Source organism: Actinoplanes sp. NPDC019969 (genome assembly GCF_055562375.1).
This window is the reverse complement of sequence record NZ_JBVHFK010000006.1, coordinates 398,268-423,692: the sequence shown is the minus strand read 5'-3', so window position 1 is coordinate 423,692 and position 25,425 is coordinate 398,268. Positions and strand designations below refer to the sequence as shown.

Sequence of the window (25,425 nt, the reverse complement as noted above, 5' to 3'; positions counted from 1 at the left end):
TTCTCCCAAACTCCTTAACGTCAGAACGCGATCGAATCAGCTGTGCGCGTGCAGCGGCTTGCCCGCGAGCGCGAGGAAGGCCTCGCCCAGCGCCTCGTTCTGCGTCGGGTGGGCGTGTACGAGCTGGGCGACCTCCTCGGGGAAGGCCTCCCAGTTGGTGATGAGCTGGGCCTCGCCGACGAGCTCGCCGACCCGGGCGCCGACCATGTGGACGCCGACGACCGGCCCGTCGTTCACCCGGACCAGCTTGATGAAGCCCGCGGTCTTGAGGATCTGGCTCTTGCCGTTGCCGCCGAGGTTGTAGTTGTACGTCGAGACCTTGTCCGCGCCGTACTGCTCCTTGGCCTTGGCCTCGGTGATGCCGACCGACGCGACCTCCGGGTCGGAGTAGGTGACCCGCGGGATGCCCGCCTCGTCGATGACCGCCGGGTTCTTGCCGGCGATCTCCTCGGCCACGAAGATGCCCTGCTGGAAGCCGCGGTGCGCGAGCTGCAGGCCGGGCACGATGTCACCGACGGCGTAGATGTTGCCGACACCGGTGTGCAGGCGCTCGTTGGTGATCACGAAGCCGCGGTCCAGGGTGATGCCCTGCTCCTCGTACCCCAGGTTCGCGGTCGTCGGGCCCCGGCCGACCGCGACCAGCAGCACCTCGGCCTCGAGGGTCTCGCCGCCGGCGATGGTCACCCTGACGCCGTTGTCGGTCTTCTCGACCTTCTCGAACGGCTTGCCGACCTTGAAGTTGATCTTCCGCTTGCGGAAGGCGCGCTCGACCTGCTTCGAGATCTCCTCGTCCTCCGCGGCGACCAGGCGGGGCAGGGCCTCGATGATGGTCACGTCGGCGCCGAACGACTTCCACACGCTGGCGAACTCGACGCCGATCACGCCGCCGCCCAGGACGATCGCCGACTGCGGCACCCGGTCCATCTTGAGCGCGTGCTCACTGGTCAGCACCCGCGTGCCGTCGACCTCCAGGCCGGGCAGCGAACGCGAGTAGGAGCCGGTGGCGAGGATGACGTTGCGGCCGGTGTACCGCTGGCCGTCCACCTCGACGGTGTCCTTGCTGACGAGCTTGCCCGCGCCCTGGACGATCGTGATGTTCTTGTTGTGGCCGAGCAGTCCGGTCAGCCCCTTGTAAAGGCGGCCGACGACACCGTCCTTGTAGGCGTTGACGCCCGCCATGTCGATGCCGACGAGGTCGGCCTTCACACCGAACTGCTCGCTCTCCCGCGTCTGGTCGGCGATCTCCGCGGCGTGCAGCAGCGCCTTGGTCGGAATGCAGCCGCGGTGCAGGCAGGTGCCGCCGAGTTCGGCCTTGTCGATCAGCGCCACCGACAGATCGAACTGGGCCGCGCGCAGGGCGGCCGCATAGCCACCACTGCCCGCTCCGAGAATGACGATGTCGAAGGTTCCGCCGTTGGGCTGGCTCACGTTGACTCCAGTGGTCGCATCGTCTCCGGTGTGGGTCACACAATGGAAACGGTCACAGTCCCGTCACCGACATCTTGTCACTTCGCGACCCGGTCAATGCAGTCAGGTGCCCCACGACACGTCGGCCCGACGTACCCTTGCGGGATCGAACGCGAGGAGGAGCGGTGGCTTGGTTTCGGCGGCGTCCCCGATCCGTCGGTGCCCTCGGACGGCCGGTTGATCAGGCCGATCTCGAGCATCTTACGCAATTCTTCCGCTCCCGGCGCGGAGTCGAGGGATTCATCGAGCCACAGACGACGGTGACCGAGACCACCCTGTTGCTTGTCGCACACGACGGCGAGTGGACCCGCCGGCGCATCCAGTCGCCCGAGGTGGCCCGCCGGCTCGCCCACAAGCTGTCGATGCCGATCTACGACATCAAGCTGCTCGGATATCCACAGCGGATGCGCGACTACAACGAGCGGCAGAAGCGCCGCCCGGACTGACCGGGCGGCGCGCCGGCCGTCAGACCAGGTCGTCGATCAGCTTCAGGAGGGTCCGGACCGGGACACCGGTGCCGCCCTTGGTCCAGTAACCGTTCGCCTCACCGGAGTGGTAAGCGGGACCGGCGATGTCGATGTGCGCCCACTCCACCCCCTCGGCCACGAACTCGCGCAGGAACACGCCACCCTGCAGCATGTGCCCGGCCCGGTCCAGGTTGGCGTTGGTCTGGCAGATGTCGGCGATCTCCGACTCCATGCCCTTGCGCACGTCGTCCGGCAGCGGCATCCGCCAGGCCGGCTCGCCGACCGCGGCGCCCGCCGTCTCCACCAGCTTCGTCGCCTCGTCCGAGCCCATCAGACCGGAGATCCGCTTGCCCAGCGCGATCACCTGGCCGCCGGTCAGCGTCGACGTCTCGAAGAGATAGTCGGTGCCGTCCGCGCAGGCCCGCGCCATCGCGTCGCCCAGCACCATCCGGCCCTCGGCGTCGGTGTTGAACACCTCGACCCGCTTGCCGTTGAACATGGTGATCACGTCGCCCGGCCGGTACGCCGACCCGGACGGCATGTTCTCCGCGATCGCCAGGTAACCCGAGACCGCCACCTTCGGCTTCAGCGCCGCCACCGCGAGCATGGTCGCCGCGACCGCAGCGGCCCCGGCCATGTCCGACTTCATCTCCCACATGCCGGCGGCCGGCTTGATGCTGACGCCACCGGTGTCGAAGGTGATGCCCTTGCCGACCAGCGCCACCCGCTTCGGGCCGTCCACGCCGTCCGGGGTGTAGGTGAGCTTCACCAGCCGCGGCGGGGCCTCGGAACCCTGCCCGACCGCCACGATGCCGCCGTACCCACCGGCCTTGAGCTGCTCGAAGTCGAGCACCTCGACCGCGAGGCCCGCCTCGGTCGCGGCCGCCGCCACCTGGTCGGCCAGGTCCGCCGGGCGCAGGTTGTTCGGCGGGGTGTTCACCCAGTCCCGGCTGAGCCGGACCGAACGGGCCACCACCTCGGCGCGGCGCAGCTCGGCCGCTGCCGTCTCGTCCGACGCGTCCGGCACGTGCAGGCGCAGCGCGGCGACCGGGTCACGGCGGCCCTTCTGCGGCTTCGTCTTGTAACCGGCGAACCGGTACCCGCCGAGCAGCGCGCCCTCCAGCGCCGCGCGCAGCACCGGCGCGGCGTCCGCGTCGTCCGGCACCGGCAGGGCCAGCGCCACCGTCTCGCTGCCGGCCAGCGCGCGGACCGCCGCGCCGGCGCCACGGCGCAGCGTCTCCAGGTCCGGGGCCGGACCGTTCGGCTCGGTGCCGAGACCGACCGCGACCAGCAGCGGAGCGGCGATCGTGCCGAGGGTGGCCAGCTTGGTCACCTCACCGGCCGCGCCGGTCGCGCCGAGCAGAGCCAGCGTCGCGGTCAGCTTGCCGTCGAAGGCCGCGGCGATGCTCTCGGCGCCGGCGGCCGGCAGCAGCGTGCCGTCCTCGTCGGGCTGACTGTGCAGGCCGATGACGATGGCGTCGGCCGCGGACTCGGCCGGATCGGTGTCGACCAGGGTGAGGGTGGGCTGGGGCACTCGAACTCTCCGGGACGTCGGGACAGGAAGCACGCCTGTGGGCGCCCTCCCGGCTATGAGGAAGACTGTGTTGTCCCCGCGACTCTAAACCCGGCCAAGGTCACCGGTAAGTTGAGTCTCATGTCTGCCGAGCTTCTTCAGTCCCCCCTGCACGACCGGCACGCCGCCCTCGGCGCGAAGTTCGCCGCCTTCGGCGGATGGGACATGCCCCTGGAGTACGCGGGCGGCGGCGTCCTGAAGGAGCACGCGGCGGTCCGCGAGTCGGCCGGCGTCTTCGACGTGTCGCACCTCGGCAAGGCCCGGGTCCGGGGCGCCGGGGCGGCCGCCTTCGTGAACTCCTGCCTCACCAACGACCTGGACCGGATCGCGCCCGGCAAGGCGCAGTACACGCTGTGCTGCGACGAGAGCGGCGGCGTGGTCGACGACCTGATCGCCTACCTGTACGGCGACGACCACGTCTTCCTCATCCCGAACGCCGCCAACACCGCCGAGGTGGTCCGCCGGCTCCGGGCGGCCGCCCCGGACCCGCTGGAGATCACCGACGAGCACCGCTCGCACGCCGTCCTGGCCGTGCAGGGCCCGCAGTCGGCGGAGATCCTCGGCAAGCTGGGCCTGCCGCTCACGCACGACTACATGTCCTTCGCGACGGCCTCCTTCGGCGGCGCCGAGCTGGTCGTCTGCCGGACCGGGTACACCGGCGAGCACGGCTACGAGCTGGTCGCGGACTGGGACGCCGCGCCCGCGCTGTGGGACGCGGTGATCGCCGCCGGGGCGCGGCCGTGCGGGCTCGGCGCCCGGGACACGCTGCGCACCGAGATGGGCTACCCGCTGCACGGCCAGGAGCTCACCCTCGACATCAGCCCGGTGCAGGCCCGGTCCGGGTGGGCGGTCGGCTGGGGCAAGCCGGAGTTCTGGGGGCGTGCGGCCCTGCAGGCCGAGAAGACCGAGGGCCCGCGGCGGGTGCTGCGCGGCCTGGAGCTGACGGGCCGCGGCATCCCGCGGGGTCACATGCGGGTGTACGCGGGGGAGCGCCTGATCGGGGAGACCACCAGCGGCACGTTCTCACCGACGAAGAAGATCGGTATCGCGCTGGCCCTCATCGACACCGAGCCGGCCCTCCTCGACGGCGACCTGGTCGAGATCGACATCCGCGGCCGCCGCACCGAGGCCCGCCTCGTCAAGCCCCCTTTCGTCACCCCTTCCGTCCGCTGACCTCAACCCCCGGCTGGTTCTCAGGGCTGTCTCGGGGCGGGTGAGACAGCCCTGAGAACCAGCCGGGTTGCGATCTTGTGCGGCTGGTTGTCAGGGCTGTCTCGGGGCGGGTGAGACAGCCCTGAGAACCAGCCGGGGTTTGATCTTGCTGGGCTGGTGTGGGGGAGCGGGGCTCAGACGGCGCTGAGGGTCAGGGTGATCAGGGTGAGGGTGACGGCCAGCTCGACGGCCGCGCCCAGGACGTCGCCGGTGATGCCGCCGAACCGCCGTACCGTGTGACGCAGCAGCAGAAGCACCGCGGACAGGGCGACGGCGACGGCGAGGGGCCCCTGCCACGGACGGCCCGGAACCGCGGCAGCACCGAGGCCCGCGACGCACGCCGCGCCGATCAGCACCGCGGGCAGCGGGACCGTCGAGGCGACCATCGCGCCCAGGCCTTCCGGGCGGGCGGGCGGCACTCCGCGGCGACAGGCGACGGTGATCGCGAGCCGGCCGGCGGCCCAGGCGGTCACCACGGCCCACGGCCCGGCGACGGTGAGCGTACCGGCTTGAATCAGCAGGGTGACGGCGAGCGCCGCCACCCCGAACGGCCCGATGTCCGGCTTTTTCATGATTTCCAGGGCGGCTGCGCCTGACCGGTACGACCCCAGCGCGTCCACCGTGTCCGCCAGCCCGTCCAGATGCAGCCCCCGGGTCAGCAACGCGCCCGCCGCGACCGTCACCCCGGCCGCGACCAGGTCCGGTGACCCGGCCGCCCGCAGGCCCAGGAGCAGCCCGGCCAGCGTCAGCCCGAGCACCGCGCCGACGGCCGGGGCCACCGCCATCGCCACCGCCGCGGTGGACCGGTCGACCCGGCCCGCCCGCAGGGGCAGGACGGTCAGGGTGGTGACCGCCAGCCGTACGCCGTCAAGCACCCGTGGTCGAAGCCGGGCCCGGGCCGTGCGGCTCCGGCTCGGCGAACTCCGCCGGCTCCCCGATGATCTCCGGCTCGGCCTCGGAGCCGGTCTCAGCAGCGTCGAAGGCGTCGAGGCCGTCGTCGCCGACCTCGCCCAGCAGCGCCGGGTGCACCGGCGCCGACGCCGACAGGCCGATCGCGGTACGCAGCAGCGGCAGCACCGACAGCGCGTTCGCCCCTTCCCCCAGGTCGAGACCGGTCTGCAGCACCGGGGTCAGGCCGAGCACGTCGGCGCCCTGCTTGACCAGCGACAGCGTGCCCGCCTCCGGCAGCAGGCACCAGTGCCGGGTCTGGCTGGCCAGGTCCCGGGCGACCAGGCCGGCCGCGATGCCGAGCGGGCCGTCGACCAGCACCGGGATCCGCCGGGCGGCGGCGCCGAGCAGCAGGCCGGTGGCGACGGCGACGTCCAGGCCGCCGATCTGCTGGAGCACGTCGGTGGCGCCGCGCGGCTCCTGGCGGATGCGGTGCAGCGCGTCCCGTACCGCCGCACACCGCGCCATCCAGGCCGCATCGTCGAAACGCGCCCCGGGGACCTGCACCCGCGGCAGCGTCGCGACCGCCTCGGCCCCGGTGGTCGCGGCGAGCACCGCGGTGGCGGCGGCCTCGGCCCCGGCGCTGATGCCGGCGAGCACGATCACGTCCCGGCCGGCGTCGGCCGCGGAGTCGGCGAGTTTCCAGCCGTCCCGCAGCGCGGCCTCCACCGACTTCTCGTCGGTGACCGGGCCGTCCTCCATCGCCCCGGCCGGCGCGGTGCGCAGCACGGAGATGTCGGCGCCGTGCTGACCGGCGAGCCGCCCGAGCAGGCCCTCGCCGCGTTCGGCCTCGGCGAGGCGGCGTTCCACATCGGCGAGATCGGTGCCGGCGACAGCGCCGCCGGTACGGGTGCCGGCGATCACCACCACCCGGGGGCTCGCCCACGGCCGGGGCGTCACGGTGCCCTGGGTGGCCGCCGCGAACTCGACCGCCTCGCCCAGCGCGCCCAGACCGCCGCCGGGCAGGTCCAGAGAGGCCAGTCGTTCCCGGGCGTCCGGGCCGGACTCGCTGCTCGGCAGCGGCAGGTCCATGCCCGGCTTGATCTCGGTGAGCCCGGACGCGACCAGCGGCAACGTCATCGTGGCGCCCTGCAGCGCGTCCACCGGCGCGGGCTCCGTTTCGGGGGCCACGACCGGCGCGACCACTGTGGGCGGTTGGGCCGGCGGCGGCGGGGGAGCGGGAGTGGACGGGGTCGGCACGGCGACCGGGCGGGACGACACCGGGGCCGCGGCGACGGGTTCGGGGGCGACGGGTTCGGGGGCGACGGGCTCGAGAGGGCCGCCGCGCAGCCACGCCGGCTGGCCGGCGACCACCAGGGCCACCCCGTCACACGCCGCCGCGAGGGCCTGATTGGTGGTGCCGAGCGCGTCGGCGAACGCCCGCCCCACCGGCGTGACCGGGACCAGCGACAACCCGACCTCCGGGCTGACCAGCACCACGCGCGCCTGTGTGTCACGGACCGCCTCGGCGAGCGCCGCCACGTCGGCCTCGTCGTCGTTGGGCTGCCGGGCCGGGTTCAGCACGGCCGCCACCCAGCCGCCCAGGTCGTCGACGAGCAGTGTCTCGTCCGGACCGGCCGCGCGCAGCAGCTCGGTCAGCAGGGCCGGGTCGGCGCCGGTCTCCTCGGTCGTCCAGGACTGCGGCCGCCGCCGCTGATGCTTCTCGATGCGCTCGAGCCATTCGGGGTCGTCCTCGCCGCCGGCCGCGGTCGCCACATATCGCACCGACGGCGCGCCGGCCACCAGGGACTCGGCGAACCCGGATTTGCCGGAGCGGATACCACCGAGCACCAGAACCGTGTTCCACCGATCTTCGGACATGCCCCGTACCTTAGAGCCGGGTCGCACGCGCGGACGCCGTAGGGTGGAAGCCCATCGGAGTTTGCGACGTGAGGGGGTGGCTCCATGGCATGGATGTGGCGGTACGAAGACGCCGACGGGAAGCCGGTCGATGGCCCGGCCGAGCCGTTCAGCAGCCAGGCGGACGCCGAGTCCTGGATCGGGCAGGAGTGGCGGAACCTGCAGAGTGCCGGGATCAGCACGGTCACGCTGGTCGAGGACGACCGGGTGGACTACCAGATGAGTCTGCAACCGGCCGAGTGAGCGGGCTGACGTGACGTACGAACCGGTTTACACCCGTACCCCGCGCAACGCCTTCGTGCCGAGCCCGGTCTTCGTCGGCATCGTCGCGGTCTTCGTGGCCAGCGGCGTGATGACCTGGACCGGGTTCGGCAACGTCGGGCTGGACGTCTTCCTGTTCATCATCTCCGGCTGGCTGATCTCGCTGTGTCTCCACGAGTACGCCCACGCCGTCCTCGGCTACCTCTCCGGTGACCTGACCGTCGCCGACCGGGGCTACCTGCGGCTCAACCCGCTGAAGTACACGCACCCGCTGCTGTCGATCGTGCTGCCGGTGATCGTGGTGATCCTCGGCGGCATCGGCCTGCCCGGTGGCGCGGTCTGGGTGGACCACCGCTACATCCGCAGCAAGGTGAAGGACTCGCTGATCAGCGCGGCCGGCCCGCTGACCAACGTGGTCCTGGCCGTGCTGATCGCGATCCCGTTCCTGATCGGCCTGGCGCCGGACGTGGTGCCCAGCGGTCTCGGCGGCGTCACCCTGTCCGACACCAGCCACGGCGCGTTCTGGGCGGCACTGGCCGCGCTCGGGTTCCTGCAGGTGACCGCGAGCGTGCTGAACTTCCTGCCGATCCCGGGCCTGGACGGCGGCGGCATCATCCAGCCCTGGATGAGCCCGGCCTACCAGCGCGCCTGGAACCTGATCGCCCCCTGGGGCTTCCTGGTCCTGTTCCTGGTGCTCTGGCAGACCCAGGTCGGCACGTACTTCTTCGAGCTGGTGGACTGGCTGGCCGGGCTGCTCGGCATCGACCTGGAGCTGTACGCCAGCGGCCTCCAGCTGATGCGGTTCTGGGAGAACTAAGGCGTTTCTACGGGCGTTTCGCGGGGCTGGAGGTGAGCGACGGGTCGCGGGTCACGATCGGATCCACGATCTCGTCGATCGCCTTCAGCAGCCCGTCGTCCAGCCTGACCCCGGACGCCTTCACGTTGTCGCGGACCTGCTCGGGCCGGGACGCGCCGATGATCGCGGCCGAGACGTTCGGGTTCTGCAGCACCCAGGCCAGCGCCAGCTGCGCCATCGTCAGCCCCGCCTGATCGGCGAGCGGCCGGAGCCGGGCGACGGTGGCCAGCACGTCGTCGTCGAGCCAGCGGGCGATGAACCCGGCCCCGGCCTTGTCGTCGGTGGCCCGTGATCCGGCAGGCGGCTGCTCCCCGGCGCGGTACTTGCCGGTCAGCACGCCCTGCGCCAGCGGCGACCAGACGATCTGCCCCAGGCCGAGCTCGGCCGACGCCGGCACCACCTCGGCCTCGATGACCCGCCACAGCATCGAGTACTGCGGCTGATTCGACACCAGGCGGACCTTCAGCTCGCGGGCCAGCGGCGCGGCCGCCCGGATCTGCTCGGCGGTCCACTCGGACACCCCGATGTAGAGCGCCTTGCCCTGGCGTACCACGTCGGCGAACGCCTCCATGGTCTCGTCCAGCGGCGTGTGATGGTCGAAGCGGTGCGCCTGGTAGAGGTCGACGTAATCGGTGCCCAGGCGGCGCAGCGAACCGTCGATCGACTCCAGGATGTGCTTGCGGGAGAGGCCGCTGGCGTTCGGGCCCTGACCCGTACGCCAGAAGACCTTGGTGAAGATCTCCAGCTCCGCCCGGGTGGAACGGGAGAGCGCGCGGCCCAGGACCTCCTCGGCGCGCGTTCCCGCGTACACGTCGGCGGTGTCGAACGTGGTGATGCCGCAGTCGAGGGCCGCCCGCACACACGCGAGGGCGGCCTCCTCCTCCACCTGCGAACCGTGGGTGATCCAGTTGCCGTAGGCGATCTCGCTGACCAGCAGGCCGGAACGGCCGAGATGACGAAACTCCATCCTCCGAACCTAGAGGACCGGTCTGGCCTCCTCGGGCAGCCGCTCGGCGACGTCCTCCCGCGACGGATGGCTCATCTCGGTCAGCGGGGCGCCCTGACGGTCCAGCGCACCCCACATGCCCGCCGCGTTGCGCACCAGGAACGCCGCCGGATGGATCACCACGGCCGCGTGCACGGCGTCGATCACCGCCCGCCCGGTCCGGTCCACCACCCCGAAGCGGTCCCCGGCGTCCACCACCGCCAGGCCCTCGTCGGTGAACCCGTCCACCGGCCCGCCGGTGTGCGACACCGTCGCGAAACCCTGGTACTCCGGCTGCACCACGATCCTGCCGTTGCGGTCCACTGCGCCCCACAGGCCACCCTGCCGGACCGCGGCCAGCCCGCGGCGGAACGGCAGGGCGTCCTCGAACCCGCCGGCCGGCACGCCGAGCCGGTTCTGCCGGTCGATCGCGAACCAGCCGCCGTCACCCCGCGACACCCAGGCCAGCCCTTCCGCGAACCGGCTCACCGCCACGTAGCCGTGTGCCGCCGGAATGACCAGCTCACCCGACGTGTCGATCAGTTCCCAGGCCGGCGAGCCGGGACGGCGTACCCAGGCCAGCCCCTCGGCGAAGGGTTGCGCCGCCTCGTACCGGGGGTCGACCGCGGCCGCGTATCCCCAGAGCCCCGCGCCCTCGTCCAGCAGCGGAACCGGCGCGCCCGGCAGCCCCAGCAGCTCGTCGCGGGTCCGCGGGTACGGGCCCCAGCCCTCCCCGGACCGCCGGGTGATCTCGTCGAGCGCCAGCTCGACCCGCTCCACCAGCTCCGGATCCGCACCCCCGCGCACGTCCAGCGCCCGCTCGAAGTGGTTCACCGCCTCCAGGTAGCGCCCCTGCTCGAACGCCGACCGCCCGGCCAGCTCGATGATCTCCGCGCGGGTCCGCGACGGCAGCTCCGGCGAGTCGGCCCGCGCGTACAGCAGATCCGCCTCCGCGAACTCGGCCCGCCACTGCAGCACGTGCGCCAGCCGCGCCTGCGCGATAGCCACCGTCCGCAGCTCACCCGCGGCCTCCGCGTGCCGCAGCGCCTCCCGCCCGTCCGCGAGCGCGTCGTCCAGCTCACCGACGACGCGGTTCACCACGGCCCGCAGACTCAGCAGCCCCGCACGCACGTTGTCCCGCTCGGCGAACTCCAGCCGGTCACTGAGCCGATCCACCAGATCCCACAGCCGATCCGGGTCGTCGACCTGCTCCCGCAACGTCCGCGGATCGAACGCCCACGGATACGACGCCAGAATCTGCTCCGGATCCGCCCGCCGCCGATCCGCCGGATTTCGCTGGTCCTGCCGCTGCCGCACCGGTTCGACCCGCGGGGGCGGCGTGGTTGCGGTCACTTCCTTCGGGGGTACGACCGGAGCACCGGTCCCCTCCGGGCCGGCCACTGCCACGTCATCGCCCGGCAGTACCGCCGTGTACTCCTCGGTGGCCGCCGCCTCGGCCTCGCCAACCCCGAGCGGGGCGGTCACCTCTTCGCCCGTGACACTTTCGATCCGGGTGGTCTGTTCCTCATCCACCTCGCCGCCGATCACAGCCGTCTGCTCGTCGTCCGGCTCCGCGGCGTGGATCGGTTCGGTGACGTCGTGCGGTGCCGCGGTGACGAGCCGGGTGGTCTGCTCCTCATCCACCGTCGGGAACGCCTCCGTGGCCTCTGCCGTCGCGAGTCGGGTCGTCACCTCATCGTCCGCGACGTCCTGCCGCACTGCCGTCACGACAGCGGCGGTCTCCTGTTCGGACACATCTTCCGGCTCGACCGCAACCGCTTCCGTCGCGCCGTGACCAGCCAACTGCTCTTCGGCGTCGGCTGCCTCAGACCCTGTTCCGCTCGCACCCGCCGCATCCTCTGCCGGCACTGCGCCGAATGCGGTAGTCGCCTCGCCGGACCCGGGAAACGTGTCGAATCCGGGTGAATCGTCAGCCTCTGCAGCGGATTCAGCAAGCGGCTCGCCCTCACCCCGCGGTTCCGGAATGGCCAGCGTCTCCGGCTCGGCGACATCCCGCCGTTCCCCACTGAGAACGACCGTTCTATCCGCCTCGTCACCGTCTGGAACGCCGGCCACGTCCGCCACGGACAGCGACCCCGGTCCGGCGTGCTGCTCTCCGGAAAGAACCGCCGTCGCTTCCTCGGATCCTTCGGTCTCCTGAGCCGCGTCCACGATCCAGCCCTGCGCCTCGGCAGCCTCCGGACCAACCTCGGCGTCGTCACCCGGCGAACGAGTCTCGTCCCCGCCGGTCTCACCGGCAGGTTCCGCGCCGGTGACGTCTTCCGGCTCCCGCTCGATCGTCAGCGGCAGGTCCTCGACGGAGTCACGACCCGTTCCGTCCTGGCTGTACGCGCCGACCTCTACGGCCTGACCTGCCTCGACGGCGACGTTCGCCGTTTCCGCCGAGACGCGTCCGGAGTCGACCGCCTCTTCGACGTCATGCACGACGGCGTGGTCTGCCGGGAACGCGAGTTCCTCCTCGTCCTGCCCGGCCGGGGCGCGCTCGCTTCCGTCTTCAGCGGCTTCCTCGTACTCGACCGCTTCGGAAAGATCCTCGCCAACGGTGGCTTCGCCGTTCTCCGCCGCCTCGTCGTCGTCCAGCTCGGCCTGAACGATCCCCGTGCGGGGCCCAGCCGGCCCACTCTCCGCGGGTTCCTGGCTCTCCTCAAGTGAGACCAGGCCCGGGGTCATCTCGGAGTCGATCTCGGCAACATCCGGAATCTGCTCGAAGTCGGTCTTCTCATCCACCAGCCTCGGAACCTCTCCGAGGTCGGCGGATTCGGACTCGGTGAGGTTCGAGTCCTGCTCGAGGTCGGTCTGCTCATCCTCGGAGAGGCTCGGGACCTGTTCGGGGTCGATGTGCTCCGCTTGGGTGAGGTTCGGGGCCAGCTCGAGGTTGGTCTGCTCATCCTCGGTCAGGTTCGAGACCTGTTCGGGGTCGGCGTGCTTCGCTTCGATGAGGTCCGGGACCAGCTCGGGGTTGGTGTGCTCGGGCTCGGTGAGACCGGCGGTCTGATCGAGGTCGGCATCGTCGTTCCCGCTGGTGCCCGAGTCCGGGACGATGTCGGTGCGCCCGTCCTCGCCCGGGCTTTGCGCGAGGTCGGTGCGCTGTTCCTGGATGGTGGCCAGGGCGTGCGTGAGGTCGGAGTCTTCGTCCTCGCGGGTGCCGAGGCTCTCTGTGAGGCCGGTGTGCTCCTCCGCAGCGGTGACCGAAAGCTCGTCCTCCGTGAGCAGCGGGACGTCGCCGGAGTCCGTCGAAGCGTTCTCGAGGGCGGCCGATGCCTGTTCGGAGTCCGTGTGCTCGACGCTGTGAAGGGCCAGGTCCTCGCCCGCCTCCTGCGGTTCCATCGCAGTGGACTTCGGCTCGGTCGGAGCGAACGCGAACCAGCTCATCGGCTTGTTCGCCACGTCGGTGACGGTTGCCTCGTCCGCGTCGGCCGTTTCCGGCTCGGGAACCGGCGTAGTCGCCCCGAGCCCACTCATCGACAACAACCAGCCGAGACCGTGGGCCTCCGGCCCCTCATCGGTACCCGGCTCGGCCACGACCCGGCCACTGCCGTCCGCCGGTACGTTCGGTGCGCGCTCCGGCTCGACAGCGGCCTGCGCGCCCGCTTCGCTGTGCCGTACGTCCACGACATCGGAGCCGGCCTGACCAGCGTGCGCGCCGAGCATCCGTACGTCGATGACCTGGGTGTGTTCCAGGTTGTGCCCGGGAGTCTCCGTCCCGGTACGCCGCAACCCGAAAGGCCGGGTCGGATCGTCCGGTCCGGACACCGCCTCGTGTTTTCCGTGCGCCGGAGCGGCCTGCCCCAGCCGTCGCGGATCGAGCGGCCGCGTCGGCTCCTGCTCGTCCGCCTCGTGCCGGCCGCGGGCGGCATCCTCCCCGAGCCGTTCATGATCACGCGGGAACGAGATGCCCTGAGCGCCCGCGGCTTCCCTGCTGGCCGCCACGGAGTGACCCGCAGCCCGCGTGTCGTTCCCGGCCACCCCGGAGACGGGCGCGGCGCCTGTCGTGGAATGCGCGTCGTATCCGGTCGGTTCGGAGGCGGCATCGGGCGTGCGGTGCGGCTTCTGGAGCGGCTGCGGGATCTGGAACGCCTGGGTGGTTTCCGGCGCGAGGTACTCGCCCGGAACAGCGGTTCCCGAGGCCGGCGCGCCACGGCCGGGAGCGGACATCGCCCGCGTGGCCTCATCGGCATCCGGTCGACCGTGCGGGTGCTGGCGGCCGCCTGCCACCGGCCCGGCGTGCAGATCCGTCTGTGCCGGGCCAGAAACCGGCGCGGCACCGCCCGCATTGCCGGGAACCCCAGCGACCGCTGGTCCGCCCGGATTGCCGGGATCGGCCGGGTTTTGGGCGGCCCCGTGTGCCATCGCCCCACCGGGAACGAACGTTCTTCCTGGCCCGCCGGCCACCGCCGGGTCGCCTGAAACACCGGAGACTGCCGGCCCACTCGGAACCACGGGCACCGCGGGTCCGCTCAGTACCCCGGGAACAGCCAGTCCGCCGGCCACCGCCGGACCAGCGGGAACGGCAGGAACGCCGGGAACGGCGGGAATGGAAGGACCACCGGGAACGGAGGGACCGCTGGTAACGGGAGGAACGTCCGGAACAGCAGAGGCGCCTGGAACGGCGGGAACGCCTGGAACGGCGGGAACGCCTGGAACAGGAGGAATGCCCGGAGCGGCAAGAACGCCGGAGACCGCCGGGCCGCCGGGAACGCCAGGGACCGCCGGGAACGGCGATATTCCTGAGTGCTGCGGCGCTGCCAGACCGGAGACCGGAGCCACCCCACCGGGCACACCACGGCCGTGGGTGGGCGCCGGCATGCCGGGGTTCTGACCCGGAACGGCGGGGTAGACCGCCGCCGGAGGCATCACCGGCTGCGCCGGGGTGACCCGGGTCGGCTGTGCGGCCGGACGGGCCGGCGCGGGCGAGTTCCGGTCCTGCGGCGCTGGGCGCAGATCGAACGGAGCGTCCGGGGTGCGGCCGTCGCGCACCGGACCACGTTCGCCGGAGTAGGCCGGGAAGGCGTCAGCAGGCGCCGGACGAGCCGCGCCATAAGCGGGCCCCGCGGGCGACGTCGGGCCCACTTCGCCACCCTGACGCGGAATGTACCGCTCCTGCCCCCGATGAGCTTGTTCCTGCTCGGCCCACCCACGCCCCGGCCCGGAACCGGCCGCCACGGGCCCTCCGAAACGCTCCGGTGAAACCGGGCGCCCCTGAGCAGGAGACTCACCCTGTGCCCCCGAGGCTCCCGGCCCACTACGCGCCCCAGGGCCGCCAGGCGTACTGTGCGACCCAGGTCCGCCGGGCCCAGCGTGAGGGACGGCGCCGCCGTGAGAGCCAGGGCCACCATGAGAGCCAGGGCGATCAAAGGAGCCGGGCCCACCCTGCGACCCCGGTCCACGACCCGAAACGGGCGCACCATAAGAACCAGCGCCACGCGGCGGAACCCCACCACCGTGCGAGCCAGGAACACCGGACCCACCCTGCGACCCGGGCACGCCACCGCGCTGCCCGGAACGTTCCCATTCCTGCTGTGACCGCCCCGGTGAAACCGGCGCCACCGGCATCGGATGCCCCGGGCTGACCGGAACGGATCCCCCCGGCCGCCCGTACACCGGCGCGGATCCCCGCCGCTGTTCCGCCCCGCCCTGAACCCGGTCGTGCATGTGGATCGGCCGGTTCCAGGACGGCTCGTCGCGGGGGGTGTCACGCTGCTCGGCCTCGTACCGCGCCGCACCCGGAACCGACGCCCGGCCCGCCGGGCTGACCGGCACGGAGCTGGCCGGCGCCGAACTGCCACGGGACGCCTCGTAGACCGGGGTGTGCACGGCCTTGCGGCGTCCCGGGTCGCCGGGGTAACGCTGTCCGGGGACCGGCTCCCACTCCCAGGTGATCTCGTAGACCCAGGCGGGTTCGTCGTCCCAGTGGTCCGGCCGGGAGCTCCAACCGTTCATCGGGCGAGACCCGTCGAATGGCAACGCTCCGTCACGGCGAACTCCACCTGTCGTGAAAATTGAGCCGCATCCGGTGGGGCGACCCGCGTAGAGTCGCCCGGCTCCGTCGCGGGGGTTTCGGAAAGGAGATTAACGGCGTGGACCATCGAGACGCCAGCGTGCCGACGATCTCTCGCATCGGTCCGTTCCGCGCCTCCGTCACTACTTTCGGTGCGCTGATCGGCTCGGGTTTCCGGCGGTACGCGACCTACCGGCAAGCCACCATAGCCGGAACGTTCACCAACATCGTGTTCGGCTTCCTGCGCTGCTACGTGTTGCTGGCGGTGGCGGCGGGCGCGGCGGGCAACCGGCCGGCGGGTTATGACGCGGAACAACTGGCGACGTACGTCTGGGTGGGTCAGGGCCTACTCAGTGTGATCGGTATCTGGGGCTGGACGGAATTGGCCGACCGGATCCGTACCGGTGACATCGCGGCTGACCTGTTACGTCCGGTCGGACCGGTCACCGCCTATCTCGCCGCCGACCTCGGCCGGGCCCTGTACGGGATGCTCACCCGGTTCGGCCCGCCGCTGCTGGCCGGCGCCCTGTTCTTCCCGTTGCACACCCCGGCGCGCTGGCAGACGGTCCCGCTGTTCGCGCTCTCCGTACTCCTCGCCGTGATCATCTGTTTCGGGTGCCGGTACGCCGTGAACGCGACCGCCTACTGGCTCCAGGACGCCCGCGGCCCGATCACCCTGTGGACCCTCGGCTCCGGCGTGCTGGGCGGCCTGTACTTCCCGTTGCGCCTGCTCCCGCCCGAGATCGCGGTGACGCTGTGGGTGGCGACGCCGCTGCCGAGCCTGCTGCAGACCCCGCTCGACGTGATCTCCGAACGGGACGGGCCGGCGCTGCAGGCCGGGCTGGTGGGCCTGCAGGTGGTGTGGGCGATCGTGGTCCTGTCGGTGGCCGTGCTGGTGCAGCGGCGGGCGGAGCGGCGCCTGGTGGTGCAGGGTGGGTGAGATCCGGGCGTACGCGGCCCTGGCCTCCGCGCAGATCCGCTCCGCCACCGCGTACCGGTCGTCGTTCCTGGTGGAGATGTTCGGCAACATGGGCGCCACGGTGTTCGACGTGCTCACCGTGCTGGTGCTGTTCCGGGCGACCCCGTCGGTCGGCGGGTTCTCGCTGTGGGAGGCGATCCTGATCGTGGGGCTGAGTTCGGCCGGGTTCGCGCTCGCCGATCTCACGGTCGGCAACGTGGATCATCTGAAGACGTTCGTGCGGACCGGGACGATGGACGCGGTGCTGGTCCGGCCGCTGCGCGCGCTGCCGCAGCTGCTGCTGATGGATCTGCCGGTCCGGAAGGCGCTGCGAGTGGTGCTCGGGTTGACCGTGCTCGGCGTGGCGCTGGCCGTCAACGACATCGACTGGACGCCGCTGCGGGTGCTCCTGGTGGTACTGGCCCCGGTCACGGCGGCGGTGTTCTTCGGGTCGATCTTCGTGATCAGTGCGAGCCTGGCGTTCTGGTGGGTCGACTCCGGGGAGATCGGGTCGGCGTTCACCTATGGCGGCCGCGACTTCACGTCGTACCCCATCACGGTCTATGGCCCGTGGTTCCGCAACCTGTTCGCGTACACCCTGGGTTTCGCCTTCGTCGCCTATCAGCCGGCGCTCGCGCTGCTGGGCCGCCCCGATCCGCTCGGCCTGCCGGTCTGGGCCGGTTTCCTGTCCCCGCTGGTCGCGCTCGGCGCGGCAGGCATCGCCGCCGCCGTCTGGCGTTCCGGCATCCGCCACTACCGGAGCACCGGGTCATGATCGAGATGCGAGATCTTCACAAGAGCTTCGCGGTACGGGTGAAAGCCGGCCGATTCCGCCGGGAGAAACGGACTGTCGCGGCCGTGGACGGGGTGAGCCTGACCATCGGCCACGGCGAGATGGTCGGTTACATCGGCCCGAACGGCGCCGGCAAGTCCACCACCCTGAAGATGCTCACCGGCGTCCTGACCCCGTCGTCCGGCGAGGTGTCGGTGTGCGGCCTGACCCCGGTGCCGCAGCGCACGAAGCTGGCGCTGCGCATCGGCGTGGTCTTCGGCCAGCGTTCCCAGCTGTGGTGGGACCTGCCGTTGCGGGAGTCGTTCGCGCTGCTCCGGCACATCTACCGGGTGCCGGCCGCCGACCACGCGGCCCGCCTGCGGCGCTGCCGGGACCTGCTCGACCTGGACGAGTTCCTGGACACCCCGGTCCGGCAGTTGTCGCTCGGCCAGCGGATGCGCGGCGAACTGACGGCGGCCCTGCTGCACGGCCCGGAGGTGCTGTTCCTGGACGAGCCGACGATCGGCCTGGACGTGGTCAGCAAGCAGGCGGTCCGCTCGTTCCTGGCCGAACTCGGCGCGACCGGCGACGTCACCCTGGTCCTGACCACCCACGACCTCGCCGACATCGAACGCCTCTGCGAACGTCTCGTGGTGATCGACCACGGCCGGGTGGTGCACGACGGCAGCATCGAGGCCCTGCACGCCCGGTACGGGTCCCGCCGCAGCCTCGTCGCCGATCTGGAGAAGCCGCTGCCGGACGGGTTCGCGCTGCCGGGCGCCTCGCTGACCGCCGTGACCGCGAACGGTCACCGGGTGACGTTCACGCTGGACTCCGCGGCCGCCGGGGCCGCGGTCGCCGGCCTGGTCGCCGCCGTCCCGGTCCGCGACCTGTCCCTGCTCGAGCCGGACATCGAGGACGTCGTCGCCCGCCTGTACGCCGAACGCCCCTCCCCACCGTGTTGATTTGCGGCGCGCATGACGGCCGTACTCCACACGCTCGTCGGCTTTTCCGCGTGTTGATTTGGGGTGCGCATGACGGCCGTACTCCACACGCTCAGGGGTGTTCGGTGACCAGGATCGCCCAGGTGCCCGGCGTCAGGGCCTCGTAGCTGTGCGGCACGTCGCCGGGAAACGTCACGTAGTCGCCCGGCTCCAGCTCGACCAGCTCGTCGACCGGGCCGAGCCGCATCCGCCCGCCGCACACCACGATGTGCTCGACGCTGCGCGGGATGTGCGGTTCCGCGTCCCGCCGTGATCCCGGCTCCAGCTCCAGCAGGTAGAGATCCCGGCGCGAGTGCGGCGCCCCGGCGGCCAGCAGGGTTCCGTAGAAATCGGCGTTGTCGGCCCGTACCCGGGGCGCGCTCCCGGCCCGGATGACCCGTACCGGAGTGGGCGGCGGCTCGATCAACCGGCTGAACGGGACGCCCAGCGCCACCCCGAGCGCCCACAGCGTCTCGATACTCGGGTTCCCGGTGCCGGCCTCCAGCTGGGACAGCGTCGACTTGGCCAGCCCGGCCCGCCGGGCCAGCTCGGTCTGCGAGATGCCGGCCCGGTCACGTTCCCGGCGCAGGGCCGCGGCGATGACGGCCAGCGGAGGTGCCGGCTGCTGCATGTTCGCTCCATCGGTCTAGTCGTTCGGTTTGACGAACGCCGCGATCGACGTTCAGTATGTCGAACCATGGGGACGATATATCGAACACGCGCCCAGGCGCGCGACATCGGCGCCCTGGCCGCCGCCTCCCTCGCGGTCGGCGCGTCGTTCGGGGCCATCGCCATTGCGTACGGGCTACCCACCTGGGTTCCGGTCGTCATGTCGACGCTGATCTTCGCCGGTGGCGCCCAGTTCCTCGCCGTCGGCCTGCTCGCCGCGGGCAACCCGGTCGCCGCCGTCCTCGCCGGCCTGCTGCTCAACGCCCGCCACCTGCCGTTCGGCCTCGCCGTCGCCGACACCCTCGGCACCCGCTGGCGCGACCGTCTCCTCGGCAGCCACCTGATGACCGACGAGACCGTCGCCTTCACCCTCGCCGAATCGTCCCCGCAGGCCCGCCGGCGGGTGTACTGGCTGGTCGGAGGCTCCCTCTTCCTCGCCTGGAACACCGGCGTCGTCCTCGGCGTCCTCCTCGGCGGCGCCACCGGCGACCCGGACGCCCTCGGCCTCGACGCCGCCTTCCCCGCCGGCCTGATCGCCCTGATCCTGCCGTCCCTCCGCGACCGCGACACCCGAGCGGTCGCCCTGACCGGCGCGGCCGCCGCCGTCCTGCTCACCCCGGTCCTTCCCGCCGGCCTCCCCGTCATGTGCGCCCTCGTCGGCCTCTTCACCCTCTTCCGCCCCTCGGCCCGCAGTCGCGCCGAGGCCGCCTCCCACACTGAGAAAGGGGTGCGGTGATGCTCGCCGCGATCCTGGTGCTCGCCGCCGGCACCTATGCGTTCCGGCTGAGCGGAGTGCTCCTGCGCGACCGCCTGGAACTCTCCCCGGCACTGCAACGGATGCTCCCGATGTCCGCCGCCGCCCTGCTGGCCGCTCTCGCCGCGACGGCCGCCCTGATGGCCGGCAGCGAGTTCGCCGGTTTCGCCCGTCCCGCCGGAGTCCTGGCCGGCGCCCTGCTGGCCTGGCGGAAAGCCCCGTTCGTCCTGGTCGTCATCGTCGCCGCCGCGGTGACCGCCCTGCTCCGCCTCGCCGGCGTCGAGTAACCGCCGCTCCTCCGCGGCTGGTTCTCATGGCTGTCTCGCCCACCCGAAGACAGCCATGAGAACCAGCCGGACAGCACCACCGGCGAGCGGACATTCTCCGCCCCACCCGTATGACCGGTGGCGGAGAACGCCGGCCGTCGTTGCGGCGGGTCTTCGGCACTGGGAGTGCCGTCTGAACGACGGCTGACCACGCCATCCGGTCAGGACTCACCGTTGACGGCCGGCAAGCGGCACGCCCGCGCAAAATTTGCCGCCGACCGGCCGATCGGCAGCCGTCGCCTAGCCCTGTTATCGCGGGTCGTTGGGGTGGTTGGGCGACGGCTGGCGTTCTTGGCCGTCGCCCAAGCCGGTCATGGTGGGTCTGTTGGGTGGTTGGGGGACGGCTGGCGTTCTCGGCCGTCGTCCAGCCCGGTTACGGCGGGTTGGTGGGGTGGCTGTGCGACGGCTGGCGTTCTCGGCCGTCGGTGAAGCCGGTCACGGTGGGTCCGTGAGGTGGTGGGGCGACGGCTGAGGTGTGGGCTCGGCGTCGAGGCGGGCGGCGGCGGGGGTGGCCGTCCGGGGCATGCATGAGGAGCAGCCGGGGACGGTCGGGAGGGGACGCCTGCCGCAGCCGTGGAGGGTCACGGGACGTCGCGTGGCCCGTACCCCGGAAATGCGGAACGCGGAGGCCGCCCGGCCTCCGCGTTCGGAAGGATCAGATCGAGGCGCCCAGCTCCACCTTCGGCTTCGGGATGCGCATGCGGCGGAACGTGAGGCCGCGCATGATGCCGTAGAAGTAGAGCGATCCCATCTTCTGCGCCGTCTGCGGGAAGCGGGTCTTGACCAGCTTCTTGATGCGCCGGGCGATGAAGACGCTGTCGACGAAGACGGCCAGGGCCAGGCCGGCCCACAGCAGGTTGCTGGCGATCTGGACCGCCTGGATGGCGATCGACGAGCCGATCAGCACGATGACGGCGCCACCGATGAAGTACGACCCGACGGTGCGGCGGGAGTCGACGATGTCGCGGACGAGGGAGCGCTCCGGGCCGCGGTCACGGGCGAGCAGGTAACGCTCGTCGCCGTTGCGCATGCCCTCGTTGGCCTCGAGGCGCTCGGCCCGCTGCCGCTCGCGGAGCTGCTTGTAGGCCTCTTTGCGGTTGGCCGGGGCCGGATCCTGCACGCGGCGGCCCTGGACAGCCCGTTTCGGCGTGACGACGCCCAGCTCCTTCTTGCTGGGCGTGTAGCCCTTGGGGCGTGCCACCTCGGGCTCCTCAGGGGTGACCGAGGAGGAGGTGGTGTCGGCGACGAGGTCGTTTGACTTGCGGCGAAACAGCGGGGACACGACAGAAGCGTAGCCAAACGGCGCGGTGTGTTACACACCGCGCCGTTGATCGTGACTAAATTGCCGGTCAGGGCCGCTCGACGTGAGCGCCGAGGGCGGCCAGCTTGGCTTCGAAGTCCTCGTAGCCGCGCTTGATCAGGTCGACGCCGTAGACCCGCGAGGTGCCTTCGGCGGCCAGCGCCGCGATCAGGTGCGCGAACCCGGCCCGCAGGTCGGGGATGCGCAGGTCGGCCGCGTGCAGCTTGGACGGGCCGGCGATCACCGCGGAGTGCATGAAGTTGCGGCGGCCGAACCGGCACGGGGTGCCGCCGAGGCAGTCCCGGTACACCTGGATGGTGGCGCCCATGGAGTTCAGCGCGTCGGTGTAGCCGAGCCGCTGCTCGTACACCGTCTCGTGCATGATCGAGATGCCGCGGGCCTGGGTGAGCGCGACGACGAGCGGCTGCTGCCAGTCGGTCATGAAGCCGGGGTGCACGTCGGTCTCCAGCGCGACGGCCTTCAGCTCGCCGCCGGGGTGCCAGAACTTGATGCCGCCCTCGGCGCCGGAGACGCCCGAACGCGCCACCCGGTCGTCAGTGATCTTCAGCTCACCGCCGATGTTCCGGTAGACGTTCAGGAACGTCATCATGTCGGCCTGGCGGGCGCCGAGCACCTCGATCTCGCCACGGGTGGCGAGCGCGGCGGCGGCCCAGCTGGCGGCCTCGATCCGGTCCGGGATCGGCTTGTGCTCGTACCCGTAGAGGCGCGGCACGCCCTGGATCTCGATGACCCGGTCGGTGTGCACCGTGATGATCGCGCCCATCTTCTGCAGGATGCAGATCAGGTCGATGATCTCCGGCTCGATCGCCGCGTTGCGCAGCTCGGTGACGCCCTCTGCGCGGACGGCGGTGAGCAGCACCTGCTCGGTGGCGCCGACGCTCGGGTAGGGCAGCTCCAGCTTGGCGCCGTGCAGACCGTTCGGGGCGCTCAGGTGCATGCCCTCGGGGGTCTTGTCGACGACCGCGCCGAACTCGCGCAGCGCCTGGATGTGGAAGTCGATCGGGCGCGGGCCGATGTGGCAGCCGCCCAGGTCCGGGATGAACGCGTGCCCGAGGCGGTGCAGCAGCGGCCCGCACAGCAGGATCGGAATCCGGCTGGAGCCCGCGTGGACGTTGATCTCGTCAGTGCTGGCGCTCTCCACGTTCGTGGGGTCCATCACCAGCTCGCCGTCCTCGGCGCCGGCGGTGACCTTGACGCCGTGCAGCTCGAGGAGCCCGCTCACCACTTCGACGTCGCGGATCCGCGGGACGTCGTAGAGGCGGCTCGGTGACTCACCGAGCAGCGCGGCCACCATGGCCTTGGAGACGAGATTCTTGGCGCCACGGACCCGGATCTGCCCCTGCAGCGGCGTACCGCCGTGCACGATCAGGACATCGTCGGTCAACGTAACCTCCAGCCGGTGGGCGCGTGGGCGCGCCCGGAGTCGAGTAGGCAGAGCGCGGGCGGGGGTACCCGATTCTGCAACCGGGGAAGCATAGCGCTGAGTGACAACCACGGCAGCCGTGGCGAGGCGTGAAACGCCGTTTAAATGCTGTTGACTAAGGCGCGCTTAATGAATCCCCCGAAGGGGTGGATTCGTACGGCTACACAGAGTCACGGTAGAGCGAGCATCTGGTCGAGCGCGACCCGGGCCTCGTGGGCGGTCTTCTCATCCACGGTGATGACGTTCGGCACCCGGCCGGCGACCAGCTCCTCCAGCGTCCACACCAGGTGGGGGAGGTCGATGCGGTTCATCGTGGAGCAGTAGCAGACCGTTCGGTCGAGGAACATGATCTGCTTGTCCGGGTGGGCGAGCGCGAGCCGGCGCACCAGATTGAGCTCGGTGCCCACCGCCCACGCCGAACCGGCCGGCGCCGCGTCCAGGGCCTTGATGATGTATTCGGTCGAGCCCACGTAGTCGGCGGCGCGCACCACGTCGTGCCGGCACTCCGGGTGGACCAGCACGTTGACGCCGGGGACCCGCTCGCGCACCTCACGGACGCTGTCGAGGGTGAACCTGCCGTGCACCGAGCAGTGCCCGCGCCACAGGATCATCTTCGCGTTGATCAGCTGCTCGTCGGTCAGGCCGCCCTGGGGCTTGTGCGGGTCGTAGAGGACGCAGTCGTCCAGGTCGAAGCCCATCTCCAGGACGGCGGTGTTGCGGCCGAGGTGCTGGTCGGGCAGGAAGAACACCTTCGACCCCTGCTCGAACGACCAGTCGAGAGCCCGCTTGGCGTTGGACGAGGTGCAGACCACGCCCTTGTTGCGGCCGACGAAGCCCTTGATGTCGGCGGAGGAGTTCATGTATGTCACGGGGACGATCTGATCGGTGATGCCGAGGTCCTCGAAGTGCTCCCACGCCGTCTCGACCTGGCCCAGCACGGCCATGTCGGCCATGGAGCAGCCCGCCGCGAGATCCGGCAGGATCACGCGCTGCGAGGGGGTCGTGAGGATGTCCGCGCTCTCGGCCATGAAGTGCACGCCGCAGAACACGATGAACTCCGCGTCCGGGCGGGCCGCCGCCTGCTGGGCGAGCTTGAACGAGTCACCGGTGACGTCGGCGAACTGGATCACCTCGTCACGCTGGTAGTGGTGGCCGAGGACGAACACCCGGTCGCCGAGCGCCGCCTTCGCCGCGGTGGCACGGGCCACCAGGCCGGGGTCGCTGGGGGCGGGGAGATCGCCGGGGCAGTCCACGCCGCGCTCGCTCGCCGGGTCGGTGCCTTTGCCGAGCAGGAGCAGGGTCAGCGGGGTGTTCGAGGGTTCGGTCCAGGTCGACGTCACGCCAGCCATGGTCGCACAGGGGATGAGACGGTAGCTGCGCCATCGGGAGTGGGCTGCCACACTCGCGGGGTGCGCGTACTGATCTGTCCGGACAAGTTCGCCGGCACCCTCTCCGCTCCCGAAGTCGCCCAGGCCGTCGCGGACGGCTGGACCACCCCCGGCGACGTCCTCGTCCAGCGTCCGCTCGCCGACGGCGGCCCCGGTTTCGTCGAAGTGCTCGCCACCGCGCTGCAGGGGCGGCGCATCCCGGTCGAGACCGTCGACCCGCTCGGCCGCCCGGCCCGCGGCGAGATCCTGTACGCGGACGGCGTCGCGTACGTGGAGAGCGCCCAAGCCTGCGGCCTGCACCTGCTCACCGTCGAGGAGCGCGATCCGAGGGCGGCCACCTCGTACGGTCTCGGCCTGCTCCTGGCCGCCGCCGCCGAGACCGGCGCCGCCGAGATCGTCGTCGGCCTGGGCGGTTCCGCGGTCAACGACGCCGGCGCCGGGATGCTCGCCGCCCTCGGCGCCGCCCCGCTGGACGACGCCGGCCTGGCCCTGCCGTACGGCGGCGCGCCTCTGATCGGCGCAGCCGCGCTGGGCGGCGTCCCGAGCCTGCGCCAGGCCCGCCTGGTCGCCGCCACCGACGTCGACAACCCGCTGACCGGCCTGCACGGCGCCAGCAACGTGTTCGGCCCGCAGAAGGGCGCCTCCCGCGAGGACGTGCTGCTGCTGGACGCCGCGCTGGAGCACTTCGCCGGCGTGCTGGAGAAGGCGTTCGGCGTCACGGACCTGGCGCTGCAGCCGGGTGGGGGAGCGGCGGGCGGGATCGGGGCGGCCCTGATCGCGCTCGGCGGCCGGGTCACCTCCGGCATCAATCTGGTCACGAACCTGATCGGCCTGGACCGGGAGCTGGACGCCGCCGATCTGGTGATCACCGGGGAGGGCTCGTTCGACCACCAGTCGCTGCGCGGCAAGGTGGTGGCCGGGATCGCGGCCGGCGCCCGGGACCGGGGCCTGCCGTGTGTGGTGCTGGCCGGGCGCAACGAGACCGGTCAGCGCGAGGCGGCGGCCGCCGGGGTGACCGAGACCCACACCCTGGTCGAGCATTTCGGCAACGTGGAGACGGCCCTCACGGAACCCGCCCGCGGCCTGCGGGAACTCGCTGCTCGACTGGCTGGCCAGTGGAGCAGGTGATCTGTGTCGTCCCGAGATTGGGAATCCCGGGGAATGGGGTTAGCGTTGCCTGGTA

At 71.6% G+C, this 25,425-nt stretch carries 22 protein-coding genes; 11 read left to right on the top strand and 11 right to left on the bottom strand.

The genetic code is table 11. The annotated features are described in order from the left end of the window. Positions 1 to 36: 36 nt before the first annotated feature. Positions 37 to 1,428 (bottom strand): dihydrolipoyl dehydrogenase, encoded by a 1,392-nt coding sequence (gene lpdA / locus ACZ3II_RS20665; protein WP_465519280.1) that lies wholly within the window; start codon positions 1,426 to 1,428, stop codon positions 37 to 39. Positions 1,429 to 1,592: 164 nt separating this feature from the next. Here lpdA and ACZ3II_RS20660 point away from each other — a divergent pair, with 164 nt between their 5' ends. Next, on the top strand, positions 1,593 to 1,913 hold the full coding sequence (locus tag ACZ3II_RS20660) for a hypothetical protein (protein ID WP_465519279.1): 321 nt from the start codon (positions 1,593 to 1,595) through the stop codon (positions 1,911 to 1,913). 19 nt (positions 1,914 to 1,932) lie between these two features. Here ACZ3II_RS20660 and ACZ3II_RS20655 read toward each other — a convergent pair whose 3' ends face one another. Further along, positions 1,933 to 3,468 carry a leucyl aminopeptidase gene (locus ACZ3II_RS20655; RefSeq protein WP_465519278.1) on the bottom strand — a complete coding sequence of 512 codons (1,536 nt, stop codon included), beginning with the start codon at positions 3,466 to 3,468 and terminating at the stop codon, positions 1,933 to 1,935. A gap of 120 nt (positions 3,469 to 3,588) precedes the next feature. Between ACZ3II_RS20655 and gcvT the strand changes: the two genes are divergently transcribed. After that, the gene (gene gcvT / locus ACZ3II_RS20650) at positions 3,589 to 4,680 is read left to right on the top strand and encodes a glycine cleavage system aminomethyltransferase GcvT (RefSeq protein WP_465519277.1); all 1,092 of its coding nucleotides are present in this window, start codon (positions 3,589 to 3,591) and stop codon (positions 4,678 to 4,680) included. Positions 4,681 to 4,853: 173 nt separating this feature from the next. Here the strand turns inward: gcvT and ACZ3II_RS20645 are convergent, their stop codons facing one another. Further along, positions 4,854 to 5,594 (bottom strand): adenosylcobinamide-GDP ribazoletransferase, encoded by a 741-nt coding sequence (locus ACZ3II_RS20645; protein ID WP_465519276.1) that lies wholly within the window; start codon positions 5,592 to 5,594, stop codon positions 4,854 to 4,856. Then, a complete protein-coding gene (locus ACZ3II_RS20640) occupies positions 5,587 to 7,488 on the bottom strand; it encodes a bifunctional adenosylcobinamide kinase/adenosylcobinamide-phosphate guanylyltransferase (RefSeq protein WP_465519275.1) in 1,902 nt (633 codons plus the stop codon). Before ACZ3II_RS20640 ends, ACZ3II_RS20645 begins: the two co-directional genes overlap by 8 nt. An 84-nt stretch (positions 7,489 to 7,572) precedes the next feature. Here ACZ3II_RS20640 and ACZ3II_RS20635 point away from each other — a divergent pair, with 84 nt between their 5' ends. Together ACZ3II_RS20635 and ACZ3II_RS20630 are read left to right on the top strand one after the other, a co-directional pair. After that, positions 7,573 to 7,770: a hypothetical protein gene (locus ACZ3II_RS20635; protein WP_465519274.1), complete on the top strand. Its 198-nt coding sequence runs from the start codon at positions 7,573 to 7,575 to the stop codon at positions 7,768 to 7,770. Between the two features lie 10 nt (positions 7,771 to 7,780). Continuing rightward, a complete protein-coding gene (locus ACZ3II_RS20630) occupies positions 7,781 to 8,605 on the top strand; it encodes a site-2 protease family protein (protein ID WP_465519273.1) in 825 nt (274 codons plus the stop codon). 7 nt (positions 8,606 to 8,612) lie between these two features. Here the strand turns inward: ACZ3II_RS20630 and ACZ3II_RS20625 are convergent, their stop codons facing one another. From ACZ3II_RS20625 to ACZ3II_RS20615, 3 genes are all read right to left on the bottom strand, one after another. After that, positions 8,613 to 9,611, bottom strand: coding sequence for an aldo/keto reductase family protein (locus ACZ3II_RS20625; protein ID WP_465519272.1), 999 nt, complete (start codon positions 9,609 to 9,611; stop codon positions 8,613 to 8,615). A 9-nt stretch (positions 9,612 to 9,620) separates the two neighbouring features. Continuing rightward, on the bottom strand, positions 9,621 to 13,805 hold the full coding sequence (locus ACZ3II_RS20620) for a WG repeat-containing protein (RefSeq protein ID WP_465519271.1): 4,185 nt from the start codon (positions 13,803 to 13,805) through the stop codon (positions 9,621 to 9,623). A gap of 302 nt (positions 13,806 to 14,107) precedes the next feature. Next, on the bottom strand, positions 14,108 to 14,422 hold the full coding sequence (locus ACZ3II_RS20615) for a hypothetical protein (RefSeq protein WP_465519270.1): 315 nt from the start codon (positions 14,420 to 14,422) through the stop codon (positions 14,108 to 14,110). An 878-nt stretch (positions 14,423 to 15,300) separates the two neighbouring features. Between ACZ3II_RS20615 and ACZ3II_RS20610 the strand changes: the two genes are divergently transcribed. From ACZ3II_RS20610 to ACZ3II_RS20595, 4 genes are all read left to right on the top strand, one after another. Next, entirely contained in the window at positions 15,301 to 15,450 is a 150-nt protein-coding gene (locus ACZ3II_RS20610) for a hypothetical protein (RefSeq protein ID WP_465519269.1), read from the top strand. A gap of 277 nt (positions 15,451 to 15,727) precedes the next feature. Then, positions 15,728 to 16,588, top strand: coding sequence for an ABC transporter permease (locus tag ACZ3II_RS20605; RefSeq protein WP_465519268.1), 861 nt, complete (start codon positions 15,728 to 15,730; stop codon positions 16,586 to 16,588). Further along, a complete protein-coding gene (locus tag ACZ3II_RS20600) occupies positions 16,581 to 17,381 on the top strand; it encodes an ABC transporter permease (RefSeq protein ID WP_465519267.1) in 801 nt (266 codons plus the stop codon). Before ACZ3II_RS20605 ends, ACZ3II_RS20600 begins: the two co-directional genes overlap by 8 nt. Further along, positions 17,378 to 18,343, top strand: a complete 966-nt coding sequence (locus ACZ3II_RS20595) for an ABC transporter ATP-binding protein (protein WP_465519266.1) — start codon at positions 17,378 to 17,380, stop codon at positions 18,341 to 18,343. The genes ACZ3II_RS20600 and ACZ3II_RS20595 overlap by 4 nt, the downstream gene beginning before the upstream one ends. Positions 18,344 to 18,434: 91 nt before the next feature. Here the strand turns inward: ACZ3II_RS20595 and ACZ3II_RS20590 are convergent, their stop codons facing one another. Next, a complete protein-coding gene (locus ACZ3II_RS20590) occupies positions 18,435 to 18,992 on the bottom strand; it encodes a helix-turn-helix domain-containing protein (RefSeq protein WP_465519265.1) in 558 nt (185 codons plus the stop codon). A gap of 66 nt (positions 18,993 to 19,058) precedes the next feature. Between ACZ3II_RS20590 and ACZ3II_RS20585 the strand changes: the two genes are divergently transcribed. After that, positions 19,059 to 19,766, top strand: coding sequence for an AzlC family ABC transporter permease (locus tag ACZ3II_RS20585; RefSeq protein ID WP_465519264.1), 708 nt, complete (start codon positions 19,059 to 19,061; stop codon positions 19,764 to 19,766). Continuing rightward, the gene (locus ACZ3II_RS20580) at positions 19,763 to 20,071 is read left to right on the top strand and encodes an AzlD domain-containing protein (protein WP_465519263.1); all 309 of its coding nucleotides are present in this window, start codon (positions 19,763 to 19,765) and stop codon (positions 20,069 to 20,071) included. Before ACZ3II_RS20585 ends, ACZ3II_RS20580 begins: the two co-directional genes overlap by 4 nt. Before the next feature lie 694 nt (positions 20,072 to 20,765). On the opposite strand, the gene ACZ3II_RS20575 is transcribed toward ACZ3II_RS20580, so the two are convergent. The 3 genes from ACZ3II_RS20575 to nadA form a co-directional block, all read right to left on the bottom strand. Then, the gene (locus ACZ3II_RS20575) at positions 20,766 to 21,392 is read right to left on the bottom strand and encodes a DUF3043 domain-containing protein (protein WP_465519262.1); all 627 of its coding nucleotides are present in this window, start codon (positions 21,390 to 21,392) and stop codon (positions 20,766 to 20,768) included. 67 nt (positions 21,393 to 21,459) lie between these two features. Beyond that, positions 21,460 to 22,815 (bottom strand): UDP-N-acetylglucosamine 1-carboxyvinyltransferase, encoded by a 1,356-nt coding sequence (gene murA, locus ACZ3II_RS20570; protein ID WP_465519261.1) that lies wholly within the window; start codon positions 22,813 to 22,815, stop codon positions 21,460 to 21,462. 209 nt (positions 22,816 to 23,024) lie between these two features. Then, on the bottom strand, positions 23,025 to 24,203 hold the full coding sequence (nadA, locus tag ACZ3II_RS20565; protein WP_465519260.1) for a quinolinate synthase NadA: 1,179 nt from the start codon (positions 24,201 to 24,203) through the stop codon (positions 23,025 to 23,027). Between the two features lie 60 nt (positions 24,204 to 24,263). Between nadA and ACZ3II_RS20560 the strand changes: the two genes are divergently transcribed. Continuing rightward, on the top strand, positions 24,264 to 25,370 hold the full coding sequence (locus ACZ3II_RS20560) for a glycerate kinase family protein (protein ID WP_465519259.1): 1,107 nt from the start codon (positions 24,264 to 24,266) through the stop codon (positions 25,368 to 25,370). Positions 25,371 to 25,425 lie beyond the last annotated feature (55 nt).